Annotated in this window: 7 protein-coding genes; all 7 read right to left on the reverse strand. The window is 68.9% G+C overall.

All coding sequences use genetic code 11. The annotated features are described in order from the left end of the window. Positions 1–58: 58 nt before the first annotated feature. Positions 59–2,398 carry a UvrD-helicase domain-containing protein gene (locus tag IG99_RS09875; protein ID WP_037671940.1) on the reverse strand — a complete coding sequence of 780 codons (2,340 nt, stop codon included), beginning with the start codon at positions 2,396–2,398 and terminating at the stop codon, positions 59–61. Next, positions 2,395–9,213 carry a DEAD/DEAH box helicase gene (locus IG99_RS09880; RefSeq protein WP_037671941.1) on the reverse strand — a complete coding sequence of 2,273 codons (6,819 nt, stop codon included), beginning with the start codon at positions 9,211–9,213 and terminating at the stop codon, positions 2,395–2,397. The genes IG99_RS09875 and IG99_RS09880 overlap by 4 nt, the downstream gene beginning before the upstream one ends. After that, complete coding sequence (locus tag IG99_RS09885; protein ID WP_234311788.1) at positions 9,210–14,510, reverse strand: hypothetical protein; 5,301 nt, start codon at positions 14,508–14,510, stop codon at positions 9,210–9,212. The genes IG99_RS09880 and IG99_RS09885 overlap by 4 nt, the downstream gene beginning before the upstream one ends. A 329-nt stretch (positions 14,511–14,839) precedes the next feature. After that, positions 14,840–18,094: a DEAD/DEAH box helicase gene (locus IG99_RS09890; protein WP_078947608.1), complete on the reverse strand. Its 3,255-nt coding sequence runs from the start codon at positions 18,092–18,094 to the stop codon at positions 14,840–14,842. A 97-nt stretch (positions 18,095–18,191) separates the two neighbouring features. Then, on the reverse strand, positions 18,192–19,433 hold the full coding sequence (locus IG99_RS09895; RefSeq protein WP_037671943.1) for a protein kinase domain-containing protein: 1,242 nt from the start codon (positions 19,431–19,433) through the stop codon (positions 18,192–18,194). 161 nt (positions 19,434–19,594) lie between these two features. Then, positions 19,595–20,635: a CBS domain-containing protein gene (locus IG99_RS09900; RefSeq protein WP_037671944.1), complete on the reverse strand. Its 1,041-nt coding sequence runs from the start codon at positions 20,633–20,635 to the stop codon at positions 19,595–19,597. Continuing rightward, positions 20,635–22,461, reverse strand: a complete 1,827-nt coding sequence (locus tag IG99_RS09905; RefSeq protein WP_037671948.1) for a DUF262 domain-containing protein — start codon at positions 22,459–22,461, stop codon at positions 20,635–20,637. The genes IG99_RS09900 and IG99_RS09905 overlap by 1 nt, the downstream gene beginning before the upstream one ends. Between the last annotated feature and the right edge of the window lie 85 nt (positions 22,462–22,546).

The raw sequence follows: 22,546 nt of genomic DNA on the forward strand, positions 1-22,546 counted from the left end.
GTACGTCAAGCGAAGAGCCCTGCCGCCCGCTCAAGGACGGCAGGGCTCACGCACACCCCTACCTGGGCAGGTACGGGCTCGGCTTGCCGTACCAGCTGATCCGCAAGGTGTCGCGGGCGCGGGTGGCCGCGACGAACAGCACTGACCGGGCCTTCAGTTCCTCACGGGCGAGGCGCCGGGGGTCCGTGTCGCGGTAACGCTGGACGACGGACGCGCGGGGGATGACGCCGTCGCGGGCACCGACGATGGCGAGCCTCTGGTATTCGAGGCCCTTGAAGCGGTGCATGGTTCCGACGTGGATGTCGCCGTCTCCCTTGACACCCTCCTTGGTGAGTTCGGCGACGGTCAGCTCGGCCTCGGTCGCCAGGTAGTACATGACCTGGTTGACGGCCTCACGGTCGGCGACGCACACCGCGATGTTGCCGCGGGGGTCGCGGACCTTGCCGTCGGCTCCGCCGGTGGCGAGTTCCTGGCGCCAGGCCCGCAGGGTGGTGGCGAGCTGGGCGAGTTCGTCGTCCCAGCTCTCGCAGCGGACGAGTTCGGGGGCCGGACCGCGCAGAACCGAGCGGTAGCCGTCGAGGGTGTCGGTGCCGTCGTCGAGGTCGTCGAAGGTGATCTGGTCGCTCTTGGGGTTCACCACCTCCATGGCCCGGTTCAGGATCTCGCGGGTGGTGCGGTAGCTGAGGGTCAGGCGGGCCGCACGACCGCGGATGTTGACGCCGACCGTGCCCAGGGTGACCTGCTGATCGTAGATGCGCTGGTGGGTGTCGCCGGCGATGAACATGTCGTCCTCGCCCGGCGCGACCATGGCGCGGAGCATCTTCCAGTGGGCGGGCCTGAGGTCCTGTGCCTCGTCCACGACGACATGCTTGTACCGGTGGCTCAGGTAGTACATGCCGGAGCTGTCGTCGCGGTGGATGAGGTCCTTGCCGCCGATCTCGTCCTTGTACTCCTGGCGTTGCTCGATCTTGGCGGCGCGCTGCATCTCGAAGCGGGCGGCGCGCTCGGCGGCCTGGCCCCAGGTCTCGCGGCCTTCCTTGTCGAGGCGGGTGGTGAACTGCTCCAGGATCTTCCAGATCTGCGCCCGGTCGGGCCGGCTGACGGACCGCCCCCGTCCGGCTCGCCGCGCGTCGAAGTACGCCTTGCGGGTGCCCAGGGACTGACCGAGGATCACCTGCTCCCACTCCTCGTAGAGGAATTCGGCGTCCCAGCGTTTCTCGTCGAGTTCGACGAGGACCTGGCGGAGGGTGTTCAGGGCGACGCTGTCGTAGATGCGCTGCTTCCCGGCGCCGGCGACGGTGTTCTCGTTGAGGACGCGGGCGGCGAGCTGGTCGATGTGCGTGATGTCGACGCGGGCCAGCTGCTCGGGTTCGAGCAGGGACGCCAGGCGGGCCCGCAGGTCGGTGGTGAGGTTCTTGGTGAAGGTGGTGAGCAGAATCGGCTTGTTGTGCCCGGGGGGCAGCTGTTCGGCGAGGTGCTTGACGCGGTGCAGGGCGACGATGGTCTTGCCGGTGCCCGGGCCGCCGGACACCCTGAACGGACCGCTGCAACGGCGGCCCACGAGCTTGGCCTGGGCGGGGTGGAGGAAGACCTTCCAGGCGCGGAAGTCGCCCTCTTCGATGATGTCCTTGAGAGCGTCGTCGATGGTGGTGACCGTGGTGCGGGCGAGCGCCGCGTCCAGGTCGTTCCGCTGCGATTCGTCGAGTTCGACGTCGACGGGAGCGGTGATCTCCTTGCGCACGTCCGCGATGGACAGGCCGGCGGCGAGGCCGTACAGGATGTCCTTGGTGAGGAGGGGGGCACCGGAGACGAGAGCGTCGAGTTCGGTGCTCTCGGTGACCGCGAGGGCGAGGTCTATGAGCTGTTCGGCGACGCCGAGGTCACGGAGGTCTTCGGCGGTGACGCTGGCGAGGAGCGGCTCGGCCTGGGGAACGGCGGTCGAGGTGTCCGCGTGTTCGGCGGTGGCCGGTACGGGGGCGGGCGTCTCCGGCTCGTCCAAGGCTTCCGGCTGCTCGGCCGGGGTGAGCGTCATCCCGGCCCGCTGCAGAACGCTCTGACCCACTACGGAGAGGTCGACGAATTCGATCTCTCCGGTGATGCGGTTGATCGCGACGGAGAGTTCTTCGTAGACGTGCTTGCGATGCCGGACGGCGACGACCAGCCACTTCTCGCGGCCGGCGCCGTCGACGCCGATCTTGGCGAGGAGCGCGCGGTAGGACTGGTCGACCTTGGCGCGGTAGACGCGGCCGTCGCCCTTGAGCGGCTTGAGGTCGAGACCGGGGTGGTCGGGATTCTGCCGGAAGCGGTGGCAGAAGTCGTAGAACTTGCCCTTGACCGAGCGGTCGAGCTTGTACAGCTCCTGTTCGGCCTTCTCGTACAGGCTGAGCCGTGCGGTCATCGGTGGGTGGCGCCTTCCGTGTCCGGGAGCAGGGTGAGCAGGGTGTCGAGGTGGTCGAGCCAGTCGGGTGCCGTGCGCACGGTCCAGCCGTCGCCGGTGTAGGCGTCGTCCCGCTTCTGGCGTTCCTCGCTGTCGTGGGCGTCGGAGTCGACGAACACCGCCACCTTGGTGGCGCCGGGCCAGGCGAAGTCGGCCTGCCAGCCGCGGTCGCCGAGCTCGTAGCCGAAGACCGGGGCTGCCTTCCCCCGCGCGGCGAGTGCCTTGGCCAGCCGTGTGAGGTCGGAGTCGGGCTCGTCCTCTTCGAGGAGTTCGAGGATGTCCTCGTCCCAGGCCGCGTCCCGGAGCAGTCCCTCGACCGCCTGCTCCAGCGAGGAGGAGGTCGAGGACCGGTCCGTCGTCGTCGGCTCTGTGACGTCGGCGGGAGCCGTGGCACCGGGGGCTGCCGTCTCCGGGTGCAGCCGCGCGATGAGCGTCTCCAGCTCCCCCGGGCCGCCTCCGACCCGCAGCGCCTCCACGGCGAAGTCGGCGGCCATGCTGCCGGCGAGTTGCACGCCGTCGCCGCCGGTGAAGGCCAGGAACTGGAGGAGGTTGGACCAGTAGAGCCAGGAGCGCCACCGGAGTCTGTGCGCGGGGGTGCCGAGTTCGTCGTCGTTCTGGTCGTCGAGTACGGCGAGGGCGCCCCAGCCGACCCCGGCGGTGCCGTCCGGTCCGCCGGACGGGTCGACCGTGTAGAGCAGCGGCAGGCCGTGTTCGTCAGTGGCGGACAGGACGAGGATCTCGCCGTTCCCGGCGACGGGTTCGACGTCGGCGACCGGGTTCCCGCTCTTCGCCAGGGAGCCCAGGGCGCTGCGCAGGGTCGCGCGGGCCTGCGCGGGGTCGACGTTCTGGGCCAGCGGTTCGGGCGCGCTGAGGAGTCCGCCGACCAGCGCCTGGGCCCGCCGCCCCCAGCGGGCCCGGGAGGGGTCGCGGAGGTAGCCGAGGAGCGTGTCGACGGGGTTGGTGAAGACGGCGTCGGCGAGGTCGGCGCGGTCGCCGCCCAGTTCCTCGTACCAGTCCTTGGCGGTGTCCTGGCCGGTGCGCCGGTAGGGCGGCCATACGGGGCGGGCCTTGGCGCGTTCGCCCTTCTCGAAGAGTTCGAGGTCGTCCCAGGTGACCTGGAAGACGAGGGCTCCACCTGCGCGCAGCTCGTCCCGCTTCCTGCAGTCGGAGGCGATCCGGTTGTGCGCGCGGGTCGCGTGGAAGCGGTGACCGTCGAGGAAGACGTGCACCTTCTGGGGTGCGCCGTCGGTCCGCTCGAAGGTGAAGTCGGTCCGGGTGAACTCCTCGTCGCGCTGGGCGGTCATGCGCCAGGCCGCGGTCCCCGCGAACCGCAGGAGGCCGCTGTGCGCGCCGCTCTCCTCCAGAGCGGCGTCGTCCTGACCGGTGCTCCAGGTGCGCAGGGCGGCGAGGAAGCGGGCCTCCAGGTCGGACTCGACCTGCCGGTCCAGGCCGATCGCCGCGGTCGTCGGAATCTCCTTGGTGGCCCAGTGGCTGACCGGGTTTCCCTCGTCGTCGGTGAGCGGACGGCCGTCCTCGTCGACGGGACCGAGGAGACTGTTGATGATCTCCAGCGCGTCCTTGCGCGACACGGCGTCCTGGTGCCGCTCCTCCGCGTGCCGGTGCAGGCAGCGGTGGCAGGCGCGCCGTCCCTCTTCCTTGCAGGGGCATGCGATCAGCATCCGCCGCGCTTCGGCGAGCGTGTCGCGGAAGGCGTCGGGCTTCTTGAGCCGGTCCAGGTAGCCGGTGCCTCCGGGCAGCCGGTCGTACAGGACGAGGAAGTGCCGCCTCTCACCGGTCGACGCGTCGGGCATCGTGGCGAGGGTGGTGTCCAGGTGGACGGGGTCGCCGCCGAAGTGCCGGTCGACGCCCAGCCGTAGGGCGGCCCGGAACGAGTGGACCTTCTCGTCGACGAGGACGGTCGCGGCCGGGAGCAGGATGCGCAGGGCCTCGGTGGTGAGCTGGTGGGCGAGGAGCACCGGTTCCTGCTTCGGCGCGTCCGGCCCCCTCTTGCCCCGGCGCAGCGGGCACCAGGGCTGGTGGTGCTTGACGGCGGGGTTGCGTACGGCGGAGGTGTCGAGCGCGTCGGTGTCGTGGTCGAAGACGGGCTTGCCGTCGGCGCTCGCCGCCCCGCAGGCGGTGCAGACGTAGAAGGGTGCCAACCGGACGTCGTGTCCGGCCAGTTCCTCCTCGGCGCGGGCGTCGAACCGCATCGGGCCGACGTTGATCCTCCGGATGACCGCCTTGCGGGAGTAGTCGACGCCGAAGGTCTCGCGGGAGTGCCGCCAGGACGCTTTGGCCTGGATGTGCTCCGTCGGGAAGTCGACCGCGTCGACGACGGTGTAGAAGCGCTGCTCGCGGTCGTCCTTGTCGTCTCCGATACGGGCGTCGTCGCGCTTGTCGCGCGACGTGACCACGGTCGGTTCGATCACGTGGTGGAGGCAGGAGCCGTCGTCGGCGATGCCGGTGCTGTGGCAGCGCGGGCACGGACTGCGGTCCTCGGCGGCGTTCTCGGTACGGACGTAGCCGCACTCGCGGCAGAAGCGCCAGGGCGTCCAGTCGGGCCGGGTGGAGCTGCCGATCTCGATGCCGGTGATCTGGTGCTTGTAGCCGTTGACGTAGAACGTGTTGCCGGGCGCGAGTTCGGACAGGGCGTAGCGCTGGGGCCGCTCGTACGGGCGCACCTTGGAGTCGAAGCGTTCCCGCCCGGTCTTCGGGTCGGGGCCGTCGAACCAGTAGAGGGTGGCGTTGAGCGTGGTGACGGCGTCGAGGAGGGCGTAGTTCGGCAGCAGGCCGAGGTCGCAGAGGGCCTGCTGGGCGGTCACGTTGCCGCGCTTCATCAGGCGTCGGCCGACAGCCCGGTGCTCCGCCTCCAGTTCGGCCTTGCGCACGCGCTGCTCGTCGTCGTCCTCGTGCAGTTCGCGGACGGCCTCGTCGATGAAGGTGAGCCTGCGCCGCAGTTCCTCCTCCCCGCGCTTCCACTGCCGAGCGGCCTCCTCGACGGCGCCGCGCAGCTCGCGCCGGGCGTAGGCGCGCAGTTCGTCGGCGGCCTGGGGGCTGACGCCGGTGGGGAAGAGGCCGAGGAAGGCCTCCACGTGCTCGGCGGCACCGGCCAGGGCGGCCTCCACGAGGTCTTCGAGGTATCCGGTGGGGCCGAAGAGGGCGGGCGCTTCCCGGGGGATCGCGGCGAGCGTCCGCCCGTCGGCGCGCTTCAGCCTGCCCTGCGCGGCGAGGTCGAGGAGGTGGGCGAGGTACTGGCGGCGCAGGATCTCGATGGCCGACAGGTAGCTACCCGGCGGCACGATCTGCCCGGCGATCATCTCCCGGGGCTGGTCGAGGTAGTACAGGTCCCGGCGGCTGCGGTCGGGGATGGTGAGGAGGAAGGCGTTGCCGGTACGTCGTCCCGCGCGGCCCACCTGCTGGACGTAGTTGGCGGCGCGGCGGGGCAGCGCGGCGAGCACGACGGCCGACAGGTCGCCGATGTCGATGCCCATCTCCAGGGTGGGCGTGCAGGACAGCACGTTGGGGTCCTTGAACCCGCTGCCGTCCCGGAACGCCGCCTCGACCCGCTCGCGTTCCGGGCGGGTGAGCATGCCGGTGTGCTCGGCGGTGATCACCTGGTAGGTGCCCGCCTTGCGGTACAGCCTGCGGTAGTAGTCCTCGCGGTGGTCCCGGTCGCGCTGGTGCCGGCCGAGCCCTTCCGGCCGGGTTCCGGCGACGAGACGGCCGGTGCGGCAGCGGTAGGCGGGGCATTTCTGGCCGTCCCACTGGCCGAGCAGGGACGGGTGGACGGTCTGTTCCCAGAAGCAGGACGGGCAGCGCACGAACGCCTCGTTGACCTCGGCGTCCTTCAGGAGCTGGACGTCGACGGCGCCCGGCTTGAGCCCGTAGATCCGCAAGCTGCTGTCCTCGGGAGTGCGGGCGGCGAGCAGTCCGGCGGCGACGAGTTCGGGCAGCAGCCGCGACCAGAACTCGGCGGCCTGCTCACGGGGCAGGCCGAGGCTGCGCTGGGCCCACCGCTCGTACCAGGAGAGGCGTCCGGTGGCGAAGTCGAATTCGCTCCTCGACTTCGGCGCGCTCAGCAGGAAGACGGGCGCGGCGATGCCTTTGGGGAAGGCCCTCATGCCGACGGGCCGCTTGCCCCAGATGAAGTAGCGGCTGGTTCCGGCTTCCTTCAGGTAGCCGTCCAGCCAGCGGTGGCCGATGGCGCCGCGGGTCCGCAGCCGCTCCAGGAAGATCCGCAGGAACCCGAGGTAGCGGTCGTCGTCCAGTGCGTCGGGGACGGGCAGTTGGCCGCCCTTGCCGTACGGCGCGGTGTGCGCGGCCCGGACGATGTCGACGGCGGCCGTCGGGTCGGCTATGCGGACCTGGGCGGCGGCGGTGCGGGTGAGTTCGAGGGTGCGGCCGTTGCGGGAGCGGAACCCGAACTCCATCAGCGCCTCGAACGCGAACCGCTCTCCGATCAGCTGCCAGGTCTTGTAGTCCCCTCCCCGGCCCTGACCGGAGAGGAGCTTCTTGACGCCCTTGATGTCGTGCAGGTCGGTGGGGACGACGGCGGCGAGCGTCGTGCGGTCAGTGGTCGCGGCGACCACGTCGGCGATCAGGTCGTTCAGCGCGGTCGGGGCGTCCTCGGAGAGGTGGCTCTTGAACAGGGCGCGCAGGGAGAACGTGTACGACCGGCTGGCGACGAAGCCGGCGCGGTGCGCGGCGTCCTGCACCGAGTCGTTGAACATCAGGGTCTTCGTCTCGCCCTGCTTGTCGTCCAGTTCCCCGCCCGTGAACAGCTGGGTGACGGAGGCGGCGGCGAGCGCGGCGGCGCCGGTACCGAGGAAGCGGATCGTGTTGCGCGAGCCGCACGCCGGACACCAGTCCTCCTCGGCGGCGGTGGTCGCGGTCTCCCCCAGGTAGACGAGGACGAACGCCGAGTCGGCGCCGGCGAGCCGGGGGCTGCCGGTCTCCGGTTCGTAGTCGGCGACCGGGTCGGGCAGCCGCAGCCTGCGCTTCGGCCCGTCCAGGACGCGGAGCTGACCCGCTCCGGCCACACTGAGCGCGTTGGCGTCGGCACGCCCGGCTGCGCGGCCCGCGCCCTCCATGGGCGCGGTTCCGGAACCTTCCCGTGCCTCGCCGTCGGTGGCGGCGATGAGATTGCGCACCCGCATCTTGTCCTGGCTGACCGAGGCCCGCCGGACCTTGTGCGTGTCGACCTCGACGTCCAGGTCGTCGGACTCCGGCGTGAAGACCGCCCACCCGGAACGTCCGCAGTCACGGCAGTACACGGCGGGCAGGAAGAGGTTCGCCGACTGCCCCTCGGTGGCTGTGGTGACGGGCGCGGTGCGCGCCGCCGCCTCCTCGGAGGTCTCGGGCGCGCCAGCCGTGTCCCACTGGAACTCGGCCTTGGGCCAGGGCAGCACGCCCCGCACGAGACGGGACACCGACCGGGCCCACTGGTGAACCTCGACCTGCACGAAGGGACGCGGCTCCTCGGTCGTCGACCCCGGGTGACGGGCCACCGAGAGCAGCGCGACGAAGCGGGCGAGCGCCTTCGCCGCCACCTCGGGGCGCAGGGTGATGGTGCGGCCCCACGCCTGGGCACCGCGGCGCCACATCAGGTCGAGTACCTCGGGCATGGAACGCACCTGCCCGTCGAGGGCGTGCAGCACGGCGGCGGTCAGCGGATGCCGCATCAGCACCCGGCCGAGCGCGAACGGATCGGTGTCGCGGCTCCCGGTGACGACCTCGGCGAGAGCGGCGAACTCCTCCTCGCCGAGCGTGGGGTCGGGCAGGGCCGCCAGCTCGTCGGGGGTCGGCACGGGCAGGATCGGATCGAAGTCGTCGCTGGGCACGAACTCGTCCACGGTCAGGCGCTGTTCGCCGACGATGGCATCGGCGGTGAACTCGGTGCCGAACACCTGGGTCGCCACGTCGAGCAACTGCCGCGCTCCGTCGGCGTCCGTCCCGGAGGCGAGGGTCGCGGACGTGGCGACCGGGCAGATACGGCCGAGCGGACGCCCCGTCTCCGAGGCCCCGACTGCGGAGGCGAGCCGGCGCAGGAGCATCGCCACGTCGGTGCCCTGCGCACCGTCGTAGGTGTGGAACTCGTCAACGACGACGTACCGGATGTCGGACCCCGCCCACATCGCGGCGTCGTCGGCACGCTGGAGCAGCAGGTCCAGCATCTTGTAGTTGGTGATCAGGATGTCCGGCGGCGTGACCTGCATGTCGTACCGGTCGGTGTACACGTGGCTGTACCGGGTCGCTGCGCGCTCACCGATGTAGAGCCCTGCCCGGACCCTGTTCAGCTCCGGGTGGTCGATGAGAAGCCCGTTGATGCGCTGCGCCTGGTCGGTGGCGAGGGCGTTCATGGGGTACAGGAACACGGCCTTGACACCGGCGTGGCCGGCCGCCCTCTCGCGGGCGCAGTGGTCGAGTACCGGGTAGAGGAAGGACTCCGTCTTACCGGATCCGGTACCAGTGGTGACGAGGGTCGGCCGGGGGGTCCGCCCGCCTGCGGACGACAGCCGATCGAAGGCCACGGCCTGGTGGGCGTACGGCGTCCAGCCGTCCGTGCGTCGCCAGTCGAGGTACGTCTCCCACGACGGGTCCGCCGGGACGAAGGGCGTGCGCAGGCGGAGGAACGGCCCCCTGAACATGCCGGAGTTGTCGTCCCCGAGGAACCTGTGCAGCGCCTTCCGTGCACCCTCGTCGGTCAGCGCGTAGGTAGTGGAGAGGTACTGAAGCAGGCTCTCCTTCAACCCCTCCGCTTCGAGCGTCGGCCTCACCGCTTCGGCACCTCCTGCTTGACCGGGTCCCACTCGCCTGCGGCCACGGCGTCATCCAGCCGCTTCTGGAAGTAGGCGTGAGCTTCGCGCATTTCGGTCTCGCGGTTGGCTTTGTAGAAGGGGGCGGTGTAGCCGTCGGGGGTGGGGGTTTGGGGGGCGGGGTTGTTCTCCGGGTCGGCCTGGTGGGCTTTGAAGGCGGGGTCGGCCATGTAGGCCTCGAACTGCTTCCAGGTTTCCTTGGTCTGGCGCTGGCCGATAGTGCGGGCGTAGCTGGCCAGCTTCCAGCCTTCGGCATCGAACCAGCTTGCGGCCTCGTATTTCTGGAGGACGGGGAAACGGCCTCGGTAGGCGGCGATCAAGGCGTCGGCATCCATGCCGAGCCAGACGGCCACCAAGGCGTCGATCTCGACGAGGGCAGCACGGCGGGCATACTCGGTGCGGAGAGGGGTGTCGCGCTGCCAGGTCGGGGTCACGGCATGGAGTTCCGTCCTCATGGAAGGCCATGTGAGAGCCCAGGGCTCACAGACCGACCAGGTGGGGTCGTGAAGCTCCTGCCAGAGGTCGGCGTAAGCGGTAGTGAGGCAGTTGAGGCGGAGAGTTCGGAGGAGGAGGGCCGACGTGAGCGGGTGCTTGGGGTCCGAGGTTGGGGCTGGCATCGCCCGAGCGCTGCGACCGAGTAGGTCACTGCGCCCCGTGATACGGAGGTAGTAGTCAGTCGGCAGAGATGACCAGAAACCAGCTACAAGTGCCGAATGGTGATCATTAGCCATGGCCAACGAGTTCACTACGTGGACATGCGCAGTACCGGGTGGAATCAATGCGGCAAAAAGCGCTCGCTCCGTATTTGGAGCAATCATTCTCCGCCATGCAACTCGATAAAATGCCGTATACCGTCGCCGCGCTCGTTGCACAAGGAGCGCATCCACCTTGGCAGGATCAGCCTCCTCCAGGACTACGTGCTCATTCGCCGCCACCTGAGCACGAGCACGTTCTACAGCTTTGTCGCTCGCGCGGAGCCGTTCGAGTGCCTGGTAATCGATCCATCGATCCTGATCTTTGAGGTACTCCTGAGTGCGGCCGGCCACCCGCACATACTCCGTGTCCGGGACGAAGTCCGAAGGGAGAGAGACAAGGTCGGCACCGTAGGGTGCGTTGGAGTTGGCGTCGTGCCGCTTAAACACCGGTGTGGCGACGCTGATCTGCGTGCCCTTGAGGATTACGTGACGCCAACGGTCAGGCTCGTACTCCCTGCCGGTCGCCGGGTCCCGACGATTGTAGTCGATCAGGCGATCCTTCTTTGCTCCGCTCTCTTCGAACCCCCGGGTGATCTGCGGCTTGAAAGCTTCCAAGCGCAGTGGATAGTCCGCCAGGGCTTCAATGGCGGATGTCTCTGCCGTGCTCACGGGAAACAGCAGACGAGCTTCCTCAACTGGCCCAGTATCGCCGAGCAGCCGCCTCCAAATCGCGAGTAGCTCACTATTGATGCGCACGACTCGCGTCCGGTGTGGACGTTCATCGAACTCTGCGTTCTGGTAACGGATACCAGGAACCTCCCCCGAACCATCGTGATCCGCCGACAAGCGTAGAGAATCGGCCGAGACCAGCCAAGAGAGGTGATCGAAGTCAATCTCCTGGGGGTGACCGTAGATATTCACACCAAAGTGCGTGGCGTGCCCAACGGGGAGAGGGAAGAACCGCTGACCCGAGTTCACGAAGTCCCCATGGATTCGCAGCCTGCGATACGCTGCTCCGCGAAGCGCTCCCTCCTTGTCCCCAGTGAAGTGCGTGCCGGAATGGAGGAATCCGGTCGTCCCCAGGGCCGAAGCGTGGTCCCACACCTGACACATGAAGGCCCGATACAGATCGGGCTGGGTTCCCTCCAACAAGGGGTAGACCTGCGGTGCACTAAAGAGTGCGACCTGACCGACGTTGTCGGTAAGTTCTTCCAGCACGTACGCCGCAGCTGCGGAGGCGTTGAGCACCTCCTCACGGCGTTTGACCTTGGCGACAGTGGAAGCCCGCTCCTCCAGCTCGAACCAAGGCTCTCGCTCCGCAAGCACCGAAGCCTCGTCCCACCGGGGCCGCACCCAAGGCGGGTTCCCCATCTGAAGGTCGAACCCACCGTCCTCCGCAAAGGCGAGCGCGAATTCCAACTCCCAATGCAGGAAGCCCTGCTCCTCCGCGATCTCCCTCACAACCCCCATCCAGGGGTACCGCCCCTCCGGATCGGTGCGGTCCATCCACATCTCGTCCAGGAGCAGCTTCTCGTACTCCCCCAAGTCCTGGAGGGTGTCAAGGTCAGATCCAATGCTGCCCTCGGGAACCGGGCCCACTCCGAGCATGGACTCCAGGAAGTCCAGCCAGTCGTTCAGGTCCTTGAGCGGGATGACGGGGCGGCGGCGCTTCGGAGCCGAACCGGTCGGCTTCTTGCGCTGCTTCGGTACGCCGCCGGCCTTCTGCACCTCGTAGAAGTACTCCCCCTCCGCCTCCATGTCCGCGTCGTCGAGGGAGGGCTGGTCACCGTCCATCTGGAAGAGCAGGCCCGCCTGAGCGAACCGGGGCACGGGCCCGCTCGCCGCAGGAGCAGACGCAGGTGTAGGCACGCTCCTCAGCCGCGCCTCCTCCGGGGCCGCCTGGGGTGTCTGCGGCTCCCCGAACCCGCCCAGCAGCTCCTCAACGTCGATCGACTCCGCCGCGTACTCGCCGTCCGTACCATCCAGCAGACCGGCCTTGTCCACAGGCCAGAACCACAGCGCGCACCAGGCGTCCATCACCTGCTTCAGCCGCCAGTACGGCGTGTCCACGGCGTTGAAGAGGTCCGCGTAGACCTTCTCCTTCGACAGCCGCGTCCCACCGACACCGTTCTCGGCCCGACGCAGGAACCCGAACTCCTCGTCCTGCGGGTCGGCTTCCCAGACGTCGATGCTGCGGGCGATCTCCCGCTCGGACAGCTCCATCCGCTTGACGACGAGCTTCCACAGGAACTCCGCGCGCCGCGACGCGTCCCGCAGCCGCGTGTACTGGGAGGCAGCCTCGTCACCGGTCTTCCGGTCGATCCTCGGCGTACCGGCCTGCGTGTACTTCCGCTCCGGCTTCTGGAGAATGCCCTTCTTCCACTCCTTCAGCTGCTCGACGCCGTCCCCGGCCAGCTGCCCCAGCAGCTTCTTCGCGTCACCGCCCGCCCGCGTCACCGCGGCCCAGCCCGGCGTCGGCAGCAGGAACTGGTGCACCGCACCGTCCGGCAGCGGCAGTTCCTGTCCGCCTGCCTCGTTGTCGCGGAACGGCAGCCGCGTCGGCGCCTGGGTGCCGTTGTCCTTCAGCCACCCGGGCTTGCCCTTCTGCGGCGAGACATCCTCCCCCGCGTACACCGCGCGCCGCCCGCCAATCAGCGAGTTGCCGCGCCGCAGGTGCAGCCCGAACCACGGCGCCCGCATCCCGGGATGCATGGTGTTGAGCCACAGCGAGACCTCCGCCAGCTCCACACCCGTCCGGTTCAGGTCGACACCGTACGCGTTGTGCAGGGCGACGTACGCCTTGACCTTCTGCTTCTCCGTCAGCGCCTGCGCGGTCGGGATCGAGCGGCCCAACTCGTCCTGCCGTCGCCGCAGATACTCCTCGGCGACCTGGTTGATCGCCTCGTTGAGGAACGCCCCGGAGCCGAGCGCCGGCTCGCAGATGCGGTACTTCAGCAGCTCCGAAGCCCGCGTCTTGACGACGTTACCCGCCTCGTCCTTATCCTGGTCGAGGCGGTGCTTCAGGGCCAGTTCGACGGTGACCTTCGTCAGCGACTCGGGGGTGTAGTAGGAGGCGGAGGTCTCCCGGTCACGTCCGGCGAGGCGGTACACGAACGTCCCCGCCGGGTACTTCTTCGGGCCACGCAGGCCCTTCTCCTCGCGGTCCCGCTCGTCGTACTCGACCCAGGTCTTCTCGTCGTACTCCTTGAGCCGGTGGGCTGGGACGAGCCACGACCCCTTCTCCGGGTCACCGCCCTTCGCGACCTCACTCAGCTCCTCCTCGGCGATGATGCCGGTATACGACATCAGGCCCTCGTAGACCGCACCGAGCTGGTTGATGCCGAGGTTGCGGTACGAGATGAAGCCGCCACGCTCACCGCGCCGCTTGGCCTTCTTCATGGTCAGCAGTCGCAGCACCTCGTGCAGGGCGCTGTTACGCAGACGCAGATCGAGCCATGCCGGGCCCTCAGGGCTGTCCTCGTCACGGCGCGGATCACGGATGCCGCGGCCGATGAGCTGGACCGCCCCCGGCTCGAAGAGTTCACTCCGCAGCGGTTCGAAGCGCAGCCCGCGCCCCTCGCTGCGCTGCTTGGCCTTCTTCTTGCGGGTCTCGGCGTCGTCGCCGTCCTGTTCGTCCCACGGTTCGGTGCCGTACTCGCGGTGCCCGTAGTTGACCTTGTTGAAGAGGAGGTCGAGGGAGTCGTGCAGGTGGGTGCCGTTGCGGGCGGTCTCGTCCGTGAGCTGGGCGTCCCGCTCGACGATCTCCCGGAGCCGCGCCACCGAGTAGCCGGCCTCGTACGTGCCGTCGTCGGCGGGGAGGATGCCCAGTTCGGGGCGGGCCTCCGCGTAAAGGAGGAAAAGGATGCGGTAGAGGTAGCGCAGCGCCTCGCGGGTCAGTTGCCGGGCGAAGGGCTCCCCCGGCTTCTCGAGGTCGCGAGGTTCGAGACCGGCTTCCTCCAGCCGGTCAAGGACCTCGTTGGCGATGATCTCGACGGACTTCTGGAGTCCCTGGCGCAGCTCGCCGGAGACCCCGACCGCGTTGTCACGGGACGCCTTGACCAGGGCGTCGATGGCGGGGCCCTTGCCGTCCTCGGCCGGCACGAGCGCGTCGTGGCTGAACAGACCGGCGATGGTGGCGAGTTCGCCGGTCTGACGCCGGTCGTAGCGCTCCAGGGCGGCATCGACGTTGGCGGCGAGGTAGCGTCCCTCGCCCCATGCCTGCCGGTCGGCGAGGACGATCACGCCGCCGCAGAGCAGCAGGACAAAGCGGGGGGCGCTGCCTCCCTCGCCGCCCAATTCGCTCTGGAACAGCCAGGTGGCGAGCGCGTGGCCCGACTCGTAGGTCTCGCCGTTGCCCACCGTCCGCAGCGGGTGGAGCAGACGGCCGTAGCCCTCGGCGTCCAGGGCGGTGTCGTTGCTCGCGGACCAGCCGCAGTCGACGGCGACGATGCCGTCACCGTGCCAGGCGACCTTGACCATGTGGTCGCGTCCGGCACGGTGGACGGTCAGTTCGAGCGGACCGTCCGCGGCGTCGGCACCCGGGTAGCCGAGGGCGGCGAGCACCTTTCGGTGCCAGGCGGCGACGCGCCCGCACCACTCCTCGTCCTCGTAGGTGTTGAGGCGCTCCTCGAAGCCCTCCTTGTCGGGGTGCTCGTCGTCCTCCGCGTCCGCCTTGGCCTGCTCGGCGAAGAACCCCCGGAACTTCTCGTCGAGGTAGACGGAGCGCAGGCCGCGCAGGGCTACGCGCGGTGTGGTGCGTTTGTCGTTCTCGTCGGACTCGCGGTCCGTCCAGGCCGCGAACACGCCCTTCTTGAGGCCGTCGGCGAGCTGCTCGGCGAAGTAGTGCGCGGACAGGTACTCGCCGCGGTTGGAGAAGGAGTCGAAGTCGGTGCTCATCGGGCGCTCGTCTCTCCGGCGTCAGTCAGGTCGGTCGCGGCGGAACCGGTGGTGGGCGGTGCGGGGGTGGCGGCGAGCGGTTCGAGGACGGCGAGGAGCCGCAGCAGTGGGGCGCCCGAGGTGCGCAGGGAGCGGATCAGCGTCCGGCGCCGTTCGGCCGTGAGGTTCACGTCGTTCTTCTTCTTCTGGGAGCGGCGGGCCTCCGCGGTGAACAGCGCGGCCTGCTTCCACTCGGTGACGCGCTTCTCGAACGGTGCGAGCACGGCCTCGATCTGCTGCGCGTACTCGGCTTCGCGCCCCTCCACGAAGCGCCGCGCCTCGGCGACCGCGGACGGCACCCAGCGCTGGAGCGCGTCCTTGTTCACCGGAGCCTTACGCCCCGGCATGCTCGGGCCGACCCGGCAGGCGGCGAGGAAGGCGTTGTCCAGGCGGTAGGTGCGGGGGGCGTCGGGCAGGCCGGTGACGGCCATCCACTCGACGACGGTGGGACGTCCGGCCTTGTTCGAGTAGATGCCCTGGAGGAGGTAGACCGGGCCGTCGAGCGCGGCGGGCAGCTCCGGATCGATGGCGGCCGCCTTGCCGCGGTCCGGGTCGAAGGCGAGCACGAACGCCTCGTCGTGGCGGAGCGCGGCGAGCGCCTTGTCGGTGACCCAGTCCAGGACGGGGTGCACGTCGGAGACGTAACTGACGTTCGGCCACTGGCTGTCGGACTCCTCGCGGGCCACCTTCAGGCGCTTGCCGGCGAGGCCCTTGTCGAACGTGAGGCGGATGCGTGCCTCCTTGTTCGCCGTGGGGAGGATCTCCTGCTCGGTCAGATAGGACTTGGGCAGGGCCTTCAGACGGTGGAGGAGGTCCGGCGGCGGCTGGAAGGCGAGGGTGCCGTCCCCTTCGCGCCGGAGCTTGAGGGCGTTTTCGGGGCTGTTGGGGTGGCAGACCTGGCGGAGGGCCTCGTCGAAGTAGTCGGCGGTGGCGGTGCCGCTGCCGACCGTGCCGAACAGGCCGGGCACGGTGGCGCGCGGCACGTCGTCCGTCGGCTTCTTCGCTCCGACGTTGCCCATCGCCCTGGCCAGCATGGCCTTCACTCCGCCGCCCGACGTCGACGACGACTGCTCGATCGACTCCTCGACGGTGCGTCCGGCGATGAGGTCGCGGGTGAGCCGGTCCTCCTCCTCCTTCGCCTTGTAGATCCCGGTGACCGCCTCCGCCGTGCCTTCGATGCGGTGGGCCTCCTCCTCGCGGGCGAGCAGCTTCGCGCCGACGAGGCGGTCGTCGAGCGGCAGGGGCTCACCGGTCGCGTCGTCGGTGCGCCACTCCACGCCGCTGGTGAGCACCAGGGCCCGGAACCGGGGGTTCTTCTTCTGCCCGTAGCGGTCGATACGGCCGTTGCGCTGCTCGATGCGGATCAGCGACCAGGGAAGGTCGTAGTGGACCAGCTCGTGGCACTGCTGGTGCAGGTTGACGCCCTCGGAGGCCACGTCGCCGGTGAACAGGAGCCGGACGGGCTTCGTGGCCAGGCCGAACTCCTCGACGATGCGCTGCTGCTCCTGCTCGCCGGTGGCGTCGCCGTGCATGACCTCGACGACCCCGCCGTACGCCTTCCAGGGCTTGGATTCCTTCTCGCCCTGGTCCGACTGCTTCACCCGCGGGAATCCGAGCCGGGCCGGGACGGTTTCGGCCAGCCATTTCAGGGTGGGGATGCGCTCGGAGAAGACCACGACACGGGTGTCCGAACCGGGGCCGACACCGATGTCCTTCAGGACCTCGACCAGGGCGTCGAGCTTGGAGGAGTCGTCGTCGCCGAGGTCGTCGGCGAGGCGGGCCAGGTCGACGATCGCCTTCCGCTCGATCTGCCGCGCCGCCTCCAGCTGGGCAGGGTCCTGGCCCTTGCGGCCCTTCAGGGGCTTCTCGAGGGTCTTGGTCCGGGCGGCGACGGAGACCTGGAAGGCGCGGTGGGAGGAGAGGAACGCCTTCAGCAGGTTGTAGGCGACCATCGAGTCCACGCACACGGAGGAGGCCGCCGGGTCGCGCGGGATCCACCGCGCGGCGAGCTCCGCCAGGACCGCCTCTTCCTTCTCGGTCGCCTTGGCGAACACCGGCTTGGACGGACCACGGTCCGCCCATTCGCCCTTGAGGGAGTCGCGGACCTCGCGATCCGTCTTGGTGCGGCGGATGTACAGGTGCTTGAGGTCGTTCACGTCGTACGACGACGAGTCGGCGATCGCCGCGTCGTCCAGCATGCCGATCAGTTCGGCGAACGACTCGCCGTCCCCGTTGTGGGGGGTGGCGGAGGCCAGCACGAAGGCGTCGCTGCGGCGGGCGAGGAGACGGGCCAGGCCGTTGTTCTTCGTGCCCCGGTTGACCAGGTTGTGCGACTCGTCGATGACGACGGCGTCCCACTCGGTGTTCTCCAGGTGGTGGGCGTAGACGTCGCTCTTGAGGGTGTCCACGGAGATGATCGCCCGCTTGAAGTAGGCGAACGGGTTCCGGCCGGCCGGGATGTCCTGCTGGATGCGCTGGATGCCGGTGGAGTCGAGGCGGACGAGCGGGATGGAGAAGCGGGTCCACAGCTCGCGCTGGAACTGCTCCAGGACGTGCGCCGGAGTGACCACGAGGATGCGTTCGCCTCGGCCCCGGCGGATCAGTTCGGCGAGGAGGATGCCGATCTCCAGGGTCTTGCCGAGACCCACCACGTCCGCGATGAGCACGCGCGGCTGGGGGTTGTCCTTGGACAGGGCCAGCTCGGCGGGGCGGAGCTGGTGCGTCTGCTGGTCCATCAGGAAGTTGCCGACCAGCGCGAGTCCGTGCTCGGTCTGCGGCAGCGCGGTCTTACGGATGACGGCCTCCAGGTAGAGGCGCGCCTTGCGGTGGTTCGGCGAGGCGTCGGGAACCAGACGGGTCTTGTCGGGGTCGATCGGCTCGATGTGGTCCAGCTTCTCGTAGAAGACGGCGTCCATGCCGCGCACCAGGGAGGAGACTCCGGTGACCTCGACCATCCAGCCGTCGTACCTGGTGTCGGCGACCTTTTTGACCAGCCACTGCTCGTTGCGCACCACGACCTGGGACCCGGGGGCGAACCTGGGACGGCGCGAGCGCGGCCCGACAACGGAGGGGGCGTCCGGTGCGGTCTGCTCTGGAACCGACGAGCCGTCCACCGAATCGAAGGTCCCCTGGCCCGCCACCGTCGTGCTGTCGCCCGCCCCCGCACCGCTCACAAAACGCTCCGTTCCCTCGTCGTCCTTGACGTCCCGCATACCGTTCTCACTGCCGCTTTCCGGTGTTCTCGCCCGCTGCCGGCACTGACGCGCCGCCTCGGCACTCGTGGGAATCGCCCTGCCCGCTCACCGCATGTCACAGGGCCGGTTGCATCGCGTACCGGGCTCTCAGTTCCTCGGCCACCTTCTGCGATGCCGGTTTCCGGCCGGGTCTGCGGGGCGGATCGGCAGGCGCCCGCTCGGTAGGGCGGGAGGAGGCGTCCCCGCGATCCGTACTGTCGTCCGACGGTACGACCGCGGCCCCGGTGTGGCTCTCGTCCACCCCTGACGCACCGGAGGACTCGGGTTCCGCTCCGTCCTCGACGGGGTCGGGGCGGGCAGGGCGGTCCAGCGGACTGTCGACACCATCCTCGTCCACGACCTGCGTGTGCACGTCGGGCGCATCGCCGTACTGGACCGCGATGCGCTCCCACACCGATGGCGAGGGCCCGGTGCGCCCCTCCCCTCCGGGGAAGGGAGCAGCTACGTCGATCAGTGCGTACCGCGCCTCGACAGGGGTGAGTCCCGCGTCCTTCATCAGCGCCACGCACCGGTCCGTGACCTCCGCGAGGGCGGGCCGCTCCTCCGGGGCGTGGGCGAGCATCGCCGTGACCAACGGGACGAGCGCCTCGGGCAGTCCCGAGAGGTCCGGTGGCTGGGTCTCGTCGGTCACCTGGGCGACGATCGCCGGCCAGCCCCGGCCGTCGTACGGGTAGTGGCCGGTGGCGGCGTACAGCAGGACCGTGCCCAGGCCGTACACATCGGCCGGGGTCTTCACCCGGGAACGGCCGAGGGCCTGCTCCGGCGGCATGCAGCGAACCGTGCCGATGATCATGCCGTCGTGCGTGAGAGTGTCCTTGCCCGCGTCCAGGAACGCGCCCAGCCCGAAGTCGATCAGGATCGGACCGTACTCGCCGAGCATGACGTTCTGCGGCTTGAGATCGCGGTGCAGGAGGTCGACGGCGTGCACCGCCCCCAGGCCTTCGGCGAGGAGCGCGCCGAGACTGGCAACCAGCGGCACCGGGAGGGTACCGGCGCTGTCCACCTGCTCCTGGACGGTCCGGCCTGGCACGTACTCGACAGCCATCCACGGTTCGTCGGCATAGGGATCGGCGTCGAGGAAACGGGCCACCCGGTTGGTTCCGACGACCGTCCGGGCGATCAACGCCTCTCTCTCGAAGCGCGCCCGAGTCGCCTGATCGAGCCGGTCGTTCCTGATCACCTTCACCGCGACCGGGTCGCCGCCGGGCGAGTAGGCCAGATAGACCTGTCCCATGCCCCCCGCGCCCAGTTCGCGCTCAACCGTGTACCGGCCGATCTGCGCGGGCACCTCAGTCATCTCTGCCGCGTCACCCTCTCGTGCCCACCTGTCCAGGCACGTCACACTTTCACCGAAGGATCACCTTATCGCTGCGGCCGAATGCCGTCATCGGGTTCACGGCCTCTGACATCGGCGAACGCGGGGCCGGGCCATAAGTGACGCCCGCTTTCGACCCCTGCTCACCGTACGCAGTCCCGAAGCTGCCGGGCGAACGAGGTCAGGTCCCTCATGTCCTCCGGCGGCAGCGGATCGTCGTCGAAATGAGCGATCCGGTTCCTGATGGCCTGCACCCGCTGGAGATGGTGGACGAACTGGCCGCGGTCCAGTGCGGGACGGCCCAGCGCGACCCAGTTGGCGTCGGCACGCTGAGCCAGTGCGGTCCTTCTCTGCGCGCCGTCCAGGAGCATGACGTAGTCGCCGAACATCAGGTCTTCCACCTTGCCGGTGCGTTGCTCCGGCTTACGGTTGGTCGCCTGCACGGCGATGACCGCTTCCGCGTCCAGACGGGCGCCCAGCCAGCGGCGGAGCAGCGACTCGATCTCGCCGAGAAGGAAGAACGGCCGGGCGGTGTTCTGGAACCGGCGGACGATCTCCTGGTACGTGACGATGCCGGATATTCGGCCGTCCTGTCCCCGTACCAGCACGTAGCCCTGATCCACGAGCATGGGCAGGCAGCTGAACAGGTCCTCCCTGCTGTCGAACACCGGCAGGGACTCCTGCTGCATGGCGTTCTCCAGAGTCGTCTCCCAGCCGTTCTCATACATGAGGGCGATCGACTTCCAGGTGACCACTCCGTGGAGCTCGGTCATGTTGCTGACCACGGGGATCTGGTTGTAGCCCTCATAGCGCATGAGATAGGTGGCCTGGCTCAGCTCGGCACCAGGGGGGACGCACTCCAGGCCGACCACGGCGGAGGGCAGTTCCCCCAGCAGCAGGCGCTGAGGCAGCGCGCCCGGCGGCAGCGGATCGGCCGGCACGGCGGGATCTTCCTCGGGTGCCACAGCCGTGGTGGCCGCGACCGGCACGAGCCGCACCCGGGCGAGGGTCGGGCAGGTGGAGAAGTCGGGAAGCGTCGTCAGTCCGGCAGCTGCCAGTGACTCGTTCATTTCCCGGATGATGCCGGTCTGCCGCACCCGCACGTCGTACAGGGCCAGCAGTTCGGACAGCGCGAGTTCGGCCCCCTTGAGGGCGATCAGCTCCGCCGTCGTCGGTTTCTTCATCAGCGCTCCCCCTCCTCGTCAGCAGTGCCGCGGACGACCGTGGTGCGCTTGCCCATGGCATGGAAGACCAGGTCCTCCAGCGCAGAGGCGCGCGCCTCGAAGAACGCGACGTAGTCGTTGGCCCGCAGCGCCTTGGCGTCGATGAGATGGGTGGAGATCACGTCGTCGAACCACTCGGAGCGCATGTCGGCCGCCGCCGCAAGGGGCTCCAAGTACGCGGCCGGGGCACCGCTGAGGGCCTGGGCCGCCCGAAGGGACAACGGTGTTTTGTTGATGATGGAGCTGGCCGGGTAACGCTCGTCGAGATTTCGGCGCACCCAGTTCTTCGGGAAGACCTGGTGCACGTCGACGCCGTACTCCACCAGTCGGCCCGGAGCCATCGGGCTCTCGGTGTAGTGCCAGTCCACAGCACCCTGACGGATCAGGAGCGCGAAGATGCCCTTGTACGCGGCGCTGTTGCGGGTCTTGAGGGTGAACAGGCGCTGGGGGTCGAAGAGGGAGTCTGCGATCGTGTCGGGGACTTCGCCGTCGTCACGGATCCACGCGATCAGTTGCTCCACATCACGGGTGAAACGGGTCTCCGTAGAGCCGCCGTACATCTCCCCGAGGACGCCGCACCAGTACCACTGCGTGATCTTCTGAATCGCGCCCGGGTTGTCGAGTTCTTCACCGAGGATCGCCCGGACCGCGGCCAATGGAACCACCTGCGTCCGGTACGGCAGGTCCGCCGCCTGGACGATGCACTGTGTGAACAGAAACTCCCCGACCCATTCGAAGGCGTCTCGAAGACGGGGGGCCAGCTCCTGGAAGTCCTCCAATGGGAGCTCCAGCAGATCCCGCCGCTTGCAGGAGACGCCCACCGTGGCATCGAGCAGCTTGCGGTTCCATGTCCTCACCAGGGCCACTGCCTGGAGAAAGTCGCTGTTGGTCAGACCGTCGTCGAGATCCACCTCCAGGCGGCCGAGCACGGTGTACCGCTCCGCCACATATTCCTTGATCGAACGCCAGACGGAGGGCAGGTCGTAGTAGTCGCCCGTGCGACTCGTGTACTCACGATCCCCGGCATAGGTGGCGGTCAGCAATTCGAAGACGTTGAGCGGGACGCCTCCCGTGTTGACTCGTTCGAAGACAGCACAGACGGCGTCCATGGACGTCGACGAGGACAGATTGATCATGGGCACTTGGAACGACCTGACGGGGTGCAGCACCTCGTCCTCGAACTTGATCCACAGATCGAAGTTCTGCGCCTCGTCCGCCCTCTCGTACTCGCGACGCCATGCGTTGACCCTCTGGGTGTCGAAGACGATCCTCAGGGGGAACAGTCCCGCGGCGCACTCACCCGCGGTGTCGCTGAGGTCGTGCACGACCTTCCGCCCGAAATCCCTGCGCAGGATGCGGTCCTCCGGCACAGAGACGATCGCCTCGTCGCGGTCGGACGGTGAACCGGTCGCCTTCGCTATGTCGACGTAGTACCAGCGGCGGACCGACTTACCCCGAGTGTCCACGGTCCGAACCGGTGCGTCGGCCACGTACAGAGCTTGGAAGAGCGATGTCAGACGCTGCTGGCCGTCCAGCAGCAGGAGACTGGGATCCCGCTCGGCGACCGACTCCGCACCCGTGAGGGGCCTGGTACGGAAGCGGGAGGCGCCACCGGTCTCCAGCGTCATCGTGACACCCAGGGGGTAGTCGAGCGTCACGGTCGCGATGATGGCCCGAATGCGGTCGTCGTCCCACTTCCAGTCCCTCTGGAAGTCGGGAAGTTGAAGCCGTCCCGAAGCGACGTCACCGAGAAGCGTCTTGAGATTTGCACTGTCCAGCCCTGCCACGTGCCCCGTTCCCCACCCTCGTGTCTTCGTGGACAAGGCATTGCACCAAGGGAATCTTGCGCCGTCAACATCACTTGACGCAGCG

The sequence above is a fragment of the Streptomyces griseus subsp. griseus genome, from assembly GCF_000720255.1.
Classification (GTDB): domain Bacteria; phylum Actinomycetota; class Actinomycetes; order Streptomycetales; family Streptomycetaceae; genus Streptomyces; species Streptomyces griseus_I.